We start from the raw sequence: 13166 nt of genomic DNA on the forward strand, positions 1-13166 counted from the left end.
GTTTGTGGATTTAATTTCCAGATTGGCCTTCATTCCCCGAATCGTTCACATATTTTCTTTTTTTGAGGGACTCAATGAACAAGAAAAGGGCGTCCCTTTGAGGGGACGCCATAAATAAGGGGGGGAGGGGCGCAGACTTGTATACTGCACCCCTATTATTCGTCCATTGAATGAGCCAGGGCCACATGACAGTTGCACAACGGCAAAGGTCTATGGACGAGAATATTGAGGAGGATAGCGTATATGATTTAGTTAACACCTACAGCGTCAAAAGATTTGGCAGCTGCAGTTGCTTGTGCTGAGCTCGCACCGTAGAGATCTTTTGCCGCTTGGATAACAGCAGCGCGTGCGTTGGAGAAGTCGGAAGAAGAAGTCAGGTAGTTCGTAAAGGCACTATAGTAAATTTGGACCGCTGCATCGCGGCCAATTCCATTTACAGTTACGCCATGGAAAGTACCACCTTGTGCCAACAGATAGTAGGCTTTATTGATAATACCGCTGTTCGTATGAACGCCACCGTTATCGGAGCTGCCTTTATACAAGTTTGAATAGTGATCTGGTTGATCGTATAGAGTAGGATTGGACATAGAGCGAAGTGCATCGCCCGCGATGCTTGGCGTATAAATATCATCGCCTACAAGCCAGTTTTTACGCTGAATGTCATTGCCGATGATGTCCGAGAAAGCCTCGTTCAATGCACCGGATTCTCCGTAATATTCCAAATTCGAAGTATACTCTGTGACACCGTGAGTAAGTTCATGCCCTACCACATCGGGGTCCCCGCTGAATGCAATAAATGTGCTACCGTCCCCATCTCCATAAGTCATTTGGCTGCCGTTCCAGAAGGCGTTATTGTAGCGGCTACCGTAATGGACCGTCGAACGGAGTTGCAGGCCGCGTCCGTCAATGCTGTTGCGTCCGAATTTGTCTTTATAATAGTCATACGTTTTTGCGGCATACGCATGGGCATCCACTCCGGCTGGATCATTCCATGCGTTATCAGCATCCGTCAGAATTGAGCCTGGAATGGTTTGACGGTTGGAGGCCGTGTAGGTCACGATACCGTTACCGCGAGTTGTATCTCTTAACTGATAGCTACTACCGGAAGCGGTAGTGGTGAACGACTTGGTATCACCAAGCACGCCTTTACCTGTGCCTGTTGCTTCATTAATGATGTCATATTGGAATACGATTTTGCCATCATTGGCATCAATGATGTAGCGAGTGCGCAGTGGCGCAGGCTCTAACACATTGACTTCTGTCACATAAACCAGCTGCAGGGCATCCCCATTAGGATAGAAGTACAGATCGGCTTTAGGATCTACTTCAGGCTGCAGATTAGCGATTTTGGCAATGGAACTTTGCTCTGTCTCCACCGCTTCAATTTTGCTATCTTTCAGGGCAGAAGCTTTATCAAGACTAAGCTCGTCCTTATCGACAGGAGTCGTAATGTCGTTGTTAGCTGCTTCGGCGTAAGTGTCTTTACTTACACTGCTTTGCTCCTCAGCATCTTTAGAAATTGTATCGTCGGAGGTAGGGAGGGCTTGAATCCGTGCAGCTGCTTCCTGATATGCGGTGTAGACCGCTTCAGAAGCGCTGATTTTTGGAGTTGTACCTTGCGTAGCTTCTTCTTGCTGATCCTCAGTAATCACCGCTCCTAGATAAGAGGTGACCTCACCAGATTTGCCCACATGAATAGTCTGTTCAGCTCCATATACGGGAATCCCGTTTACATACTGCTTTAGCCGATAATGGCTCACACCGGACTTGTCGCTTGTGCGATCAACGATTCGGAATTGTTCACGTACACTGGTGCTGTCCGCACCCAGCAACGTTTTCTTTTGCCGATTCAAATAGCTCCATACGATGTCGTCCCCCGATACCGATGAAGGGGCTTTCCATTGCTCGGCGTGGAAGGTCGGTGTAAGCTGAGTTGGCTCCGAAACGGAACTCTCCGCTGATGCACCAGACGCGACAGACCCTAATAACATAGCTCCTCCAAGAAGCGAAACCCATACTTTTTTCATTAAAAATTCACTCTCCCCGATTAATGTCAGGATGAATCATCCTGTCTTGAATAGGCATTGCGCCATTTATGTAGGTCGTGTTGTCGTCTGGAATAGAAGAAAATGGAACGTGAAGAGAAATACCGAAGTGTTTTTCATGAAGTGTACGTGAAATGAGGGTACTGCATGTGAAGCATGTAGCCTAAAAGGTGACAAACTCCTCCTTTCCTGTCGTATAAAAAGAAAGTGGAAAAATGGCGGATAATGGAAAAAGGTTTCCTTATGCAAAAAAAACAAATGTTGATTTTTTGAACTCCCATCATCTGGCTCTGATATTAGCACAGAGAATGACGGACGAGAAGATGTATGTCACAAATTTATCCAAAATGATTCTTTAGACCCTAATAACTCATTTATTTAATAGGATTAATGAGTTTTGTAAAATAAAGTCGAAAATTGCTTTGTTGAAAAGGCTCCACGCTTGCCGTTACACACGGCTTTTGGACCGCATAGGTTATGTTGAACTGTCCTAATCATGCTGTCCATCTATACAGCAGCAAGGGAGGTGAGACGGGAGCATGAAGAAGCAGGGAAGAGCTGGATTAAAGATCAATCGGAGGCGGCATTCCGGCGCTTACCATCATTCCAAGATGTGGCTGCCGTTACGCATGCCGAACGTGCTTAAGAACCCGATAGCCCCTGCCATCAGGGAGGCACTCGATACGGAGAGAGGGGCACAGATTGGCGAAGACCGGCCATCTGAACCGTCATCGGTGGGAAAGTTGCTCGTATCTGTCATTATTCCGGCCATGAATGAGCAAAAAACAATCGGAGCTGTGGTTCGTGAAGCGCGCCGTGTCCATCCACATACTGAGGTTATCGTGGTTGAGAACGGATCACACGACAAAACGGCGAAGGTGGCAGTAGCGGCGGGGGCACGTGTACTTTCCTTCTCGGAACCGTTGGGCCATGATGTTGGCCGTCGTATTGGAGCGGAGGCGGCATCCGGACAGATCCTGCTTTTTCTGGATGGTGATATCGTCATTCCCTGCGTCAGACTCCGGCCGTTTATACAGGCTGTATGTGCGGGAGCGGATGTGGTGCTGAATGATTACCATGGACCTGTGAATCGTACGCCCGTACATCCTGTAGTTGAGGCAAAGCATGTATTGAATATTTTGTCGAATCGTGCTGATTTAGGAGGAGCGTCCATGACTGGCATTCCACACGCCATAAGTCAAAAGGCTCTAAAAAAAATAGGTCTAAAGTCCTTGGAAAAACCTCCGTTATTTCAGGCTATGTCCATTGTCTCCGGGTTACGAGTGGTGACTGTATATGGAATAGCTGTCGGTAAAATGAATGCGACACGTAAAAAACAGAACGGCAAGGACCCGCTGGTGGATGTAATCGTTCAGGATCACCTGGATGCCATTGCCTGGCTTACATCACGTCTGGGAACGCGTGCGGGATATACGGATTTGGAGCGCAGACGGATCAGAGACGAGGTGAAACCGTGAGTAGAGAGTATCGCAGAGGGAAACGTGAAGACCCGAACTGGGGGATAAGACGCGTTCAGCGAAAACGAGGAACGACGACTTCGATGCATAGCCGCAGGGTGAGAAAGCCCACACCTCGGGCGAAAGAAATGACTGAAGTGAATCCGCCTGAGGAACGCGAAATTCCGAGGGATATTCTGTTACAGGGAACTGCAGCGGCCGTGGTCAGCGCCTGTAATGAGGAGTCTACGATAGACCGGGTACTGGGCGAGCTGGAAAAACTTCCGCTTACGGATATCATTGTCGTATTGAACGGCTGTACGGACGGCACGCGCTCCACCGTAGCAAAAGATCATCCCAGTGTGACTCTCGTCAACGTGCCGGATCGGCTTGGGCATGATGTTGGCCGTGCGGTAGGCGCGCGTATGACGCAGGCTGATATCGTGCTGTTCGTGGACGGAGATTTGCCGATTCCAGCGTCTGATTTGCTGCCTTTTCTCCAAGCGGTGGATCAGGGAACGGATGTGGCGCTTAATGATCTGGGCAGACATTTGCCACCCTATGCCCAACAAGACAGCGTGACACGGTGCAAAGGATTCCTGAACCGCGTACTGCGCAGGCCGGATCTTGGAGCAAGCTCATTGACCGCTGTACCGCATGCATTATCACGGCGTTCACTGGATCAGCTTGGCCCAGCTATACTTGCAGTCCCGCCGAAAGCCCACGCCATGGCGATAATGCATGGCATGATCGTGGCGGCAGTACATGCTGTCGATGTCATTAAAGCAAACCGTAAGCGGACCTTCAATGTCGGCAAAGGGAACGCTATGGAGCAGTTGATCGTCGGCGATCATGCGGAGGCGCTGACGGCGGTGTTTCAGGTAGCCGGGTATTCCCCGTTCGGACCTGTTCCAACACGGGTAGACGTTGCCAAAGGGAGGAATGCACGATGAGTCTGACGAGCATCATTATTCCGACTTATAACGGCCTGCATCTGTTGAAGCCGTGCATTGAGGCGATTCGGACACATACGATAGATGTACCGTATGAAATCATTGTTGTGGACAACGCTTCGAATGACGGAACGGATGATTTTTGCGCATCCGAGCGGCTGATCAGCATACGTCTTCCTGAAAACAGGGGCTTTCCAGCAGCTTGTAATATGGGGCTCCGGCTGGCTTCGGGTGACCAGCTCGTCATTTTAAACAATGATGTGACGGTTACGCGGGGATGGCTATCGAATATGTTGGCTGCATTGCAGAGCGAAAGCATAGTGGGACTGGTGGGACCGGTGACGAATTACGTCAGCGGTATTCAGCAGATTCACGGATTAGAAGGAGATTTGGCCAGCTGTCTGAGATATGCGGAGCAGAATAATGCAAGTAATCCCTCCAGATGGCAGGAGGTCAAGCGGTTGGTCGGGTTTTGTTTGTTGTTCCGGCGCGAGCTGATGGAACGGATCGGATTGCTGGATGAACGGTTCAGTCCCGGACATTATGAGGATGACGATTATTGCCTGCGCGCACGCGTGCATGGCTACAAGCTGCTGATGTGTAATGACTGTTTTGTTTATCACCAGGGAAATGCCAGCTTCTCACGCGAAGACACTTCCTGGAACGAAGAGCTGATCGAACGGAACTATCGTTTGTTTATAGAGAAATGGAGCATAGATCCCAGAATGTTTATCGAAACTGGAAACGCTGGGGTTGCATGCACTGAATATGCTGTCGAAGGAGGAAGGAAGATATGAAAGGGGTTATTCTCGCAGGAGGAACTGGGTCGCGCCTTCATCCGTTGACTACATTACTCAACAAGCATCTGCTTCCGGTCGGCAAGTATCCCATGATCGTATATGGTATCGAAAGGCTGCGACAGGCGGGGATTACTGATATGCTTATTATTATTGGTAAACAATCGGCCGGAATGTACACCGATTTTTTGGGCAGCGGTAGTGATTATGGTGTCCAACTGACATACCGGATTCAAGAAAAAGCGGGCGGCATTGCGGAAGCACTCGAACTGGCAAAAAGCTATATGCAGTCAGAAGAGAAATTCACTGTTTTGTTAGGTGATAATTTGTTCAAGGAAGACTTGGGACCTGTCATCGAACGGTTCAAGCAACAGCCCCCCGGGAGCGCCAGAGTGTTGTTGAAAAAGGTGGCAGATGCCCGTCGCTACGGGGTACCCGTGTTTGATCCCGAGCGTCCAGAGAGCATTACGCGGATTGAAGAAAAGCCGCAGCATCCCCAGTCCAAATATTGCGTTACTGGTATCTATATGTACGATACTGCCGTGTTCGATAAGATCCGGCAAATTACGCCTTCGGCACGCGGTGAGCTTGAGATCACGGATGTTAACAACTGTTATGCCGCTGAAGGCAAGCTGGAATATGATATTTTACGGCGCTATTGGAGCGACGCAGGAACCTTCGATTCCCTTCAGGAAGCTGGAGTGAAAATGAAGGGACTTCTACCCTAATCTCAATGAAACACCATCCGGCCGGGCCAGGCATATAGTATAGGCATAATGCCACCCGGAGGAGTGAACGGCATGAAACGCCTGAGTATACAAAGGAAACACAGCAAGCGGCTCGGAAAGAAAGGCTATTGGTCAGGATATAAAAGGGGCCAGGAGCAAGGCAGCAGGTTGGGTCAGGCTTCGTTCGGCAAGGTTTTTGAAGGCGTAAGTATTATCATTCCGTCCTGCAATCAGCTTCAACAACTCCGTGCATGTATTCACCGTATTGAGGAGAATACGAGCCATCCTCACGAAATTATTGTGGTGGACTGCGGCTCGACGGACGGGACACCCACCTATTTGCTCCGTAAAAGCATCGCTGTGCGTTATGCGCTGTTAAAAAAGGATGTTCATATGATAGGCAGTCTGAATCAGGGGCTGATGATGGCAAAAGGCACGACTATAGCGGTACTGGATCAAAATTCCATGGTGACCTCCGGCTGGCTGGATCGGTTGCTGGAGTGTTTATACAGCGATCCGCGTATTGGTGTTGTCGGGCCTGTAACGAATGGTCCATTCGGAGAACAGCAGGTTGAGGTTCCTTATATGGACGAAAATGGAGCACGTCAATTTGCCATGACCTATAATATCTCCAACCCGGATGCATGGCGGGAGACCGAAAGCCTGGGCGGATTTTGTTTACTACTGCGCAGAGAAACTTTGGAAAAGACGGGATACTGGGACGAAGGCTGCCACAGTAGTCAGGAAGCCCATGCAGATTGGCTGCTGCGTGTGCGCTTGCTGGGGAAATGTATGGCAATTGCCGGAGATGCTTTTATCCATTATGAAGAAAGTGATCGGGATACGGTTTATGGTTTTCCTCAAACGGCCGAAAAAAGCGGTTCAATGGAGGAAAGCAGCCGGAACCGATCCTTTTTTGTCCAAAAGTGGGGGGACGCGGATAAGCTGTTCCAGAGCTTGAAACTCAGTACAGCAGAGCCGGACGGCCAGGTATCACCAAGTAAGGAAACACACGTATCAGTGGCAAGCTTTTATCCCGTTGGAGCGCTTGTTCAGGGACCGTCCGGTGCAATATTTCGGTTAGAGCCGGGAAGTAGGCGGTTGCTGCATGGGGTCAGTGCTGCGGGAGGTGAATACGTGCGCCCCGTTAGAGTGTCTCAGCTTGATTTATTGGCGCTTCCCTTGGTAGGAAAGCCGGAGGCCACGGTTTCCGGTGGCATTGACGCATCTGTAGCTGTGGCGCCAGAGGAATCCATTCCTGTGCTGGCGGCTCCTGAGCTGGAGAACATGTCCATGCTGCCCACACTTAATATCCCGGCTCAACGCAAACGATGGATCGAGGTACTGTATGCTGAAGGCGAGCAACTGTATCAAATCGGGAACGGCTGGAAAAGGCCGTTCCTTACCCTCTACGCTGCGATGAGCTGGCGGGCGGAGGACTACCGAATTCAGTTTTTGTCCCCTGGAGATTTGTCGGCTTTGGTGGAGCAGCGGCCTATTATTGCTCCACCGATGCTGCAAGGGCATCTGTAATGATCGAATAGGCGCTTTTAGGCGGAACCGACTACTCGCTGCGGCATACGCTGTAGTAGCGGAAAGCCCGTAGTATTCGTGGGTTCCGCAAGGCGGAGCACATAAAGGAGGGGCTTATGCATAACGAGGTAGATGATTTGCTAATTCATATTTCGCATTCGCAGCAGCAAATGTCAAGGCTGCTGGATGCGGAACGGCAGGTGGTCGTGCGTATGGCGCAGATCATTAATGAACTGCCGGATGAGGAGCCACGTTTTGACGGAATTCCGGGCATTCTGGAAAGCTCGGGACAAGTAAACAAAAGCATTGTTGCCTACTTGAACGGTATTGCCGATCTTCAGGAAGCAATGGCTGAAATGCTCGTTCGTGTCGTGAAAGAGACGGCATACCCAGAAGAGGAGTAACGTATCAACCGAGGGTAGGGAGTGAACACATGAGTAGGGAAAAAGCAATGATTCATATGCTGGATGCAGCTTCCAAAATGCAACGGAACGTGTCCATGATCCTGGAAGCCAAGGCGGTCGAAGCGGAAAAGATGCGTAATTGGGCGCTGAACCATCTGGAGCCCAACGCATTTGATACCGATGAAGAGCAGCTGGGACGGCCTTTGGAAGTTCACGAGCAGATGGTGGAAATGTTGGAGGGACTAACTCGGCTTCAGACTGGACTTTGCAGCAATCTTAAAGCATTACTGGATCAGGATGAGCAGGGTGGCGGAATGGAAGGGATGATGGGAGGAATGGGCTCGGGAGATATGAACTAATGAGCATGAGGCGTGAACGTGAGATCAAGCTGGATATAATGGAGTCTATTGCTGCCAGCCAGCAAGCCGTTGCCCGGATGCTGACCAGTCTTGCGGACTTGACGCCCCATGCGGATATGTCGGCTACCCGTCTGGAAGAGACCATTCGTATACTCAGCAACTACCAGGGAGAAATCACGCAAATGTTGGCGGGTATTCCATTAAGACGGCAGGTATACGGGAAACCGACTAAGCCGTGGCTCCATGTCCCTGTTCAGAAAAATGAAACCATTACGAGAAAGCAAAGGAGGAATGAAAATGAGTACAAGGTGGGAACGCACCACTCGGGACAAAGCCCGCAAAAGACGTAAGGATGCCCGGCGTTCCAGCATTCGCAGATTAAAACGGAGAAGAAGACGTCTGCTTGCTCTAAAACGCCGTAAAAGGGGACTTCATTCTGCACGTAGAAGACATCCTCATCTGCGGCGGCGGAAAAAACCTCAAGCTATCCCGGAGGCAGCCCCTTTTACGGAGAATCCACAGCCAGAGCCTGTTGCATTGGAGCATGATCCGCAGGCATTTCAGCAAGGTTATGATGCAGCTTACAACGAGGGTTTCAATTCAGGCTTTGCCAAAGGTTATGAAGATGGCCACCAGGTCGCTTACAAGGCTCAGTAAACTGTGCAAATTATCTATTACTGCTCATCCCCCGAAGCTAACAGCTTCGGGGTTATTTGCGGTTCGGCAGTTGGACGGGCAAACGCCAATTTTGTCCGGGCAGTGGCAGTCGTCCATGATGCGTTTGACCCCTCCGCATATAGTTTAGGAGTGACAGAAGTTTATCCTACAACAGGACAGGGTGAAGGATGTGAACGATCAACGAAGTGGAAATGAACGCGAAGCATACCGATGCGGCTATCGGGAAGGACGCAGAATGGGTGGTTGCACGGCTGCTCTGTCACAGGTCGTGGCCATACAGCCTGCTGTTCGCCATTTAAAAGTGTTGTATATTCCGCAAGGTTTCGCAGCTATAGACACAGGGGTGCAAGAGGCATTAAGCCAAATATGCAGCTCATACGCCATCGGTACTCCTGCCACAATGCTGGCTGACGCCGAGGCTCACCGTCCAGATCTCGTGCTGGTCATGAACGGACTGCATGTTTTTCCGGCGGATCATCTGGAGCAGGTGCAACAAATACGAGCCCTAGGCATTCGGACGGCCATATGGTTTGTAGATGATCCTTACTTTACGGAGGATACGGCGTTGATCTGTCAATCCTACGATGTCGTATTTACGCACGAAATTTCTTGCCTGTCGTTTTATCGCGATCGGGGAGTAACGAGGGTACACTATTTGCCGCTTGCTGCGTCAGCCCGTATCTTTTATCCCCGGCGGGTAGAGCGGGAGCATCAGCATGATATTTGCTTCATTGGAAATGCCTTCTGGAACCGTGTGAAGCTGTTTGACCACCTCGCTCCCTTCTTGGCGGACAAAAGAGTGCTGATCGTAGGTGGGCACTGGGATCGGCTGACCCGACGGGATGTGCTGGAACGCTTTATCCGTCCGGGTTTTATGGAGCCGGAGGAGACCGCTCAATACTATAACGGCTCCAAAATTGTCATCAATATGCACCGCCCGACAGACCCCGGACTGGATAACCGGAATACACATCAGCTTTCAGCGGAGTCCATCAATCCTCGGACATACGAAATTTCTGCTTGCGGCACACTTCAAATGACGGATGTTCGGAAGGATCTGAACCGTTATTACCGACCAGGCTATGACATTGAAACCTTCTCGGGAGCAGAGGAACTGAAAGTTAAGCTGGACTACTATCTCAAGCATGACTGGGAACGCGAACGCATGGCTTGGCGCGCACTGCACACGACCATGCAAAAGCATATGTACTCGAATCGTATGGAAGAATTGCTGGACAAGGCGATGGCCTAAAGTTAACACCAAAAACAGTGAGGAGTGAAAGTGATGACGATATCTACGACAGGACCGTATGACCCGGCTGTTCACCAGGCGGCGGCAGCCTCCTGGGAAAAGGGGAGAGCTGCGGGAGTCCATGACGGATACGACGAAGGATATCTGCGCGGACGTGCTAACGCGATTGTTGCCCGAACGAAAGCAGTTTTCCCTTTTCGACAAATCCATGTACTGTATGTCGTCTCGGGCAAAGGCCTTCCGTATTCTCCGCTGGATGAGGCGGTCATTACCACGTTGCAAAGCATGACGGCTCAGGTTACCGTAACAGACCCGCGCCAGCCGATAGGAGATATTGCCGCTCAGCTCCGTCCGAACCTGATGCTGGCACTGGATGGAATGGATCTTCCGCTGGAGCAGGTTACTGCGGTACGCCAGTTGGGCATTCCCACCGCCATCTGGTTAACGGACGATCCTTATTACACCGACACGACGACCAAAATTGTTACGAATTATGATTATGTGTTCACGCTGGAAATGAATTGCATGGAACTGTACCGTCAGTTGGGTTGCTCGTCTGTGCACTATTTGCCCTTTGGGGCATTTTTGACTCACTATTTCCCGCTTAGCTCGCCCGCTTCAGTAAGACGTGAGATTGGATTTACAGGTTCAGCCTACTGGAATCGCATCTATTTCTTCAATCCGATTATGCCGCAGCTCATGGCACGTAACATTAAAATCAACGGTATCTGGTGGGATCGTCTCCCGGATTATCAGTCGTATGGTGACAAAATTGAGCTGGGCCGCTGGATGTCTCCGGTCGAGACGAATGATTCGTATAACGGCAGCAAAATCGTAATTAATCTTCATCGTTCGCATCAGGATGATTCGGTGAACAACAACATGCTGAAAATTCCGGGGGCTTCGCCGAATCCGCGCACATTCGAAATTTCTGCCAGCGGCACGTTGCAACTGACGGATACAAGGGATGATCTGGCACGTTTTTATAAGCCGGGGGAAGAGATTGAGACTTACAGCTCTCAGCAGGAACTGCTGGAGAAGATTGAGTTTTATTTGACGCATGAAAAGGAGCGCCGTGAGATTGCCCTGCGTGCTCTGGAACGAACCTTGCGGGAGCACACGTATGGTCACCGAATTGACCAACTGCTGTCGATCATATCTCCATAATGCGATTCACACGTCCGATGGTTGCTATTTTAAAGGAGGTGAACTCCGATCAAGCCGAAAATGATGCTATTCAGCCATGTCAGCAACGTCCGCAGTATTACGGGAGCGGAGAAGCTGCTACTGCAATTTTGTTTAGATATTCGTACGTACTTCGATTGCATTTTGGTAACGCCTGGTGAAGGACGGCTAACCTCAATGGCCCGCAAGCGTGGGATCACTGTTCATATTCAGAACCTGTTCATGCTGCATGGCATGTACACCCCGTATGAGGGATTGGCGCAGGATGCGGAGAATTTGCGGAACCATGTCGCGTATGGACCGTTGCTCCAGATGCTCCGGCAAGCTCGGCCTGATGTGGTGCTGGTCAATACCTGTGTGAACGTTATGCCTGCAATAGCTGCCCAGGAGCTTAATATTCCGGTGATCTGGAAAATAACCGAGGTCATTAACCAGAATGAGCATACGCCAGTCTCTGTTTCCATCATTGAGCGTTATAGCCAATGGGTCATCGGCATTTCGCAAGCCGTTATGCGCCCTTTGCATGGCGGGGGACTAACACGTCCGCATACGGTGTTGTCTCCTTGCCGGGATATGGATATGCCACCTCCCAAAGAGCATGCGCTGGAACGAAAAAAGAAACGTGAAAAGCTTGGACTGCGGGATTTTCATATTTGCATTGGTTATATTTCTTCCTTTATCTACGAAGCCAAAGGGCTGTTGCCTTTTGTCCAAATGGCTCTAAAGCTGTGTGAAACCAATTCGCGGTGTCGTTTCTGGATCATCGGCAGCTCGGTGGACTCGGAATATTACTTAAAATGTGTCTCTTTAATCCGCCAATCCCCTTATAGCCGCCGCTTCCAGTTCAATTCATTCGAGGAATCCGTGTCAACTGCCTATAGCGCAATGGATATTGTTGTGATCCCCAGTATGGTGGAGGAAGGCTTTGGTATGACGGCCCTGGAGGGTCTGGTTTACGGCAAGCCCGTGGTAGCCTTTGCGCAGGGCGGACTGGTGGAATTGATGGAGGCGACCGGAAATACAGATTTTTTGGTAGAGCCGGGAAACAGCGACATGCTGGCGCAAAAAGTGGGTTATCTGCTCGATCATCCCGAAGAAGTGGAACGAATTGGTGTGCGTAACAACAGTGCGGCTACGCGTGTATACGGACCTGATTCCTACCGAAGCAGTCTGCACGTTATGGTCAGTCAATGGCTATATTATCATCCGCATTGGTTCCCGCTGATTCAGCAGCCAGGTGGACCTGTATGGATGAGGGAAGGCGAAGGGCTGCGTCAGGTCACCGATATACCGGAGGCTTATACCAGCACCATTCGAGAATTTCCCGAATCGGTGGTTTGTCAACTGCCTGTGCTGGGTCTGCCGCCAATCGAATATGCAGCCATTCAGGGTCTGCCACAACCAGCTCCCCCTTTACCTGAGTCACAATCCGAATTGCCCCGCAGCAAGCGTAGTATTCGGGCGAGATGGCCGAAGGGCCGGAAGCATACCAGACTGCGTAATCACAGGTCTAAGAGAAGTAGCAGGAGCCGTCGCAAGAAAATTCACAGGTTCCCGATGTCGCCGGGACTTTATCCGAGATCCAAGTCCAGACAGAAGCTTAAGCGGAAAATCAAGAACCAGTCACGGCGACAACACGCGCGCAAGCAGAAGCGAGTCACGCTCAAGGCTGGACAGCATACAAGACAACGGTCCGGGTGAACGTACACCGGACCGTTGAGATGAACGCTAAGCTGGAGCACAGCCAGTCTGCTGGATGGCTATCATTCATTGAA

13 protein-coding genes are annotated in these 13166 nt (G+C 50.4%); 12 read left to right on the plus strand and 1 reads right to left on the minus strand.

From position 1 onward, the window contains the following. Window positions 1-248: 248 nt before the first annotated feature. The gene (locus AC6EJC_RS07035) at window positions 249-2027 is read right to left on the minus strand and encodes a M4 family metallopeptidase (protein ID WP_444953331.1); all 1779 of its coding nucleotides are present in this window, start codon (window positions 2025-2027) and stop codon (window positions 249-251) included. Between the two features lie 557 nt (window positions 2028-2584). Between AC6EJC_RS07035 and AC6EJC_RS07040 the strand changes: the two genes are divergently transcribed. The 12 genes from AC6EJC_RS07040 to AC6EJC_RS07095 all read left to right on the plus strand — a co-directional run bounded on the left by AC6EJC_RS07040 (window position 2585) and on the right by AC6EJC_RS07095 (window position 13092). After that, a complete protein-coding gene (locus tag AC6EJC_RS07040) occupies window positions 2585-3523 on the plus strand; it encodes a glycosyltransferase family 2 protein (RefSeq protein ID WP_444953332.1) in 939 nt (312 codons plus the stop codon). After that, window positions 3520-4455: a glycosyltransferase family 2 protein gene (locus AC6EJC_RS07045; RefSeq protein WP_444953333.1), complete on the plus strand. Its 936-nt coding sequence runs from the start codon at window positions 3520-3522 to the stop codon at window positions 4453-4455. Before AC6EJC_RS07040 ends, AC6EJC_RS07045 begins: the two co-directional genes overlap by 4 nt. Beyond that, complete coding sequence (locus tag AC6EJC_RS07050; RefSeq protein WP_444953334.1) at window positions 4452-5252, plus strand: glycosyltransferase family 2 protein; 801 nt, start codon at window positions 4452-4454, stop codon at window positions 5250-5252. The genes AC6EJC_RS07045 and AC6EJC_RS07050 overlap by 4 nt, the downstream gene beginning before the upstream one ends. After that, window positions 5249-5980 carry a sugar phosphate nucleotidyltransferase gene (locus tag AC6EJC_RS07055; protein ID WP_444953335.1) on the plus strand — a complete coding sequence of 244 codons (732 nt, stop codon included), beginning with the start codon at window positions 5249-5251 and terminating at the stop codon, window positions 5978-5980. Before AC6EJC_RS07050 ends, AC6EJC_RS07055 begins: the two co-directional genes overlap by 4 nt. A 72-nt stretch (window positions 5981-6052) precedes the next feature. Then, complete coding sequence (locus AC6EJC_RS07060; protein ID WP_444953336.1) at window positions 6053-7513, plus strand: glycosyltransferase family 2 protein; 1461 nt, start codon at window positions 6053-6055, stop codon at window positions 7511-7513. A 116-nt stretch (window positions 7514-7629) separates the two neighbouring features. Further along, entirely contained in the window at window positions 7630-7917 is a 288-nt protein-coding gene (locus AC6EJC_RS07065) for a nucleoside-diphosphate sugar epimerase (RefSeq protein ID WP_444953337.1), read from the plus strand. A 29-nt stretch (window positions 7918-7946) separates the two neighbouring features. Next, window positions 7947-8276 (plus strand): alpha-helical endospore appendage domain-containing protein, encoded by a 330-nt coding sequence (locus AC6EJC_RS07070; protein WP_444953338.1) that lies wholly within the window; start codon window positions 7947-7949, stop codon window positions 8274-8276. Continuing rightward, entirely contained in the window at window positions 8276-8626 is a 351-nt protein-coding gene (locus AC6EJC_RS07075; RefSeq protein ID WP_444953339.1) for a hypothetical protein, read from the plus strand. Before AC6EJC_RS07070 ends, AC6EJC_RS07075 begins: the two co-directional genes overlap by 1 nt. Continuing rightward, complete coding sequence (locus AC6EJC_RS07080; RefSeq protein WP_444953340.1) at window positions 8574-8933, plus strand: FliH/SctL family protein; 360 nt, start codon at window positions 8574-8576, stop codon at window positions 8931-8933. Before AC6EJC_RS07075 ends, AC6EJC_RS07080 begins: the two co-directional genes overlap by 53 nt. Before the next feature lie 181 nt (window positions 8934-9114). Next, entirely contained in the window at window positions 9115-10206 is a 1092-nt protein-coding gene (locus AC6EJC_RS07085; protein WP_444953341.1) for a CgeB family protein, read from the plus strand. A gap of 33 nt (window positions 10207-10239) precedes the next feature. Next, a complete protein-coding gene (locus AC6EJC_RS07090) occupies window positions 10240-11373 on the plus strand; it encodes a CgeB family protein (RefSeq protein ID WP_444953342.1) in 1134 nt (377 codons plus the stop codon). A 60-nt stretch (window positions 11374-11433) separates the two neighbouring features. Beyond that, entirely contained in the window at window positions 11434-13092 is a 1659-nt protein-coding gene (locus tag AC6EJC_RS07095) for a glycosyltransferase (protein ID WP_444953343.1), read from the plus strand. The last annotated feature ends 74 nt before the right edge of the window (window positions 13093-13166 follow it).

It is taken from the genome of Paenibacillus sp. TY11, assembly GCF_059772165.1.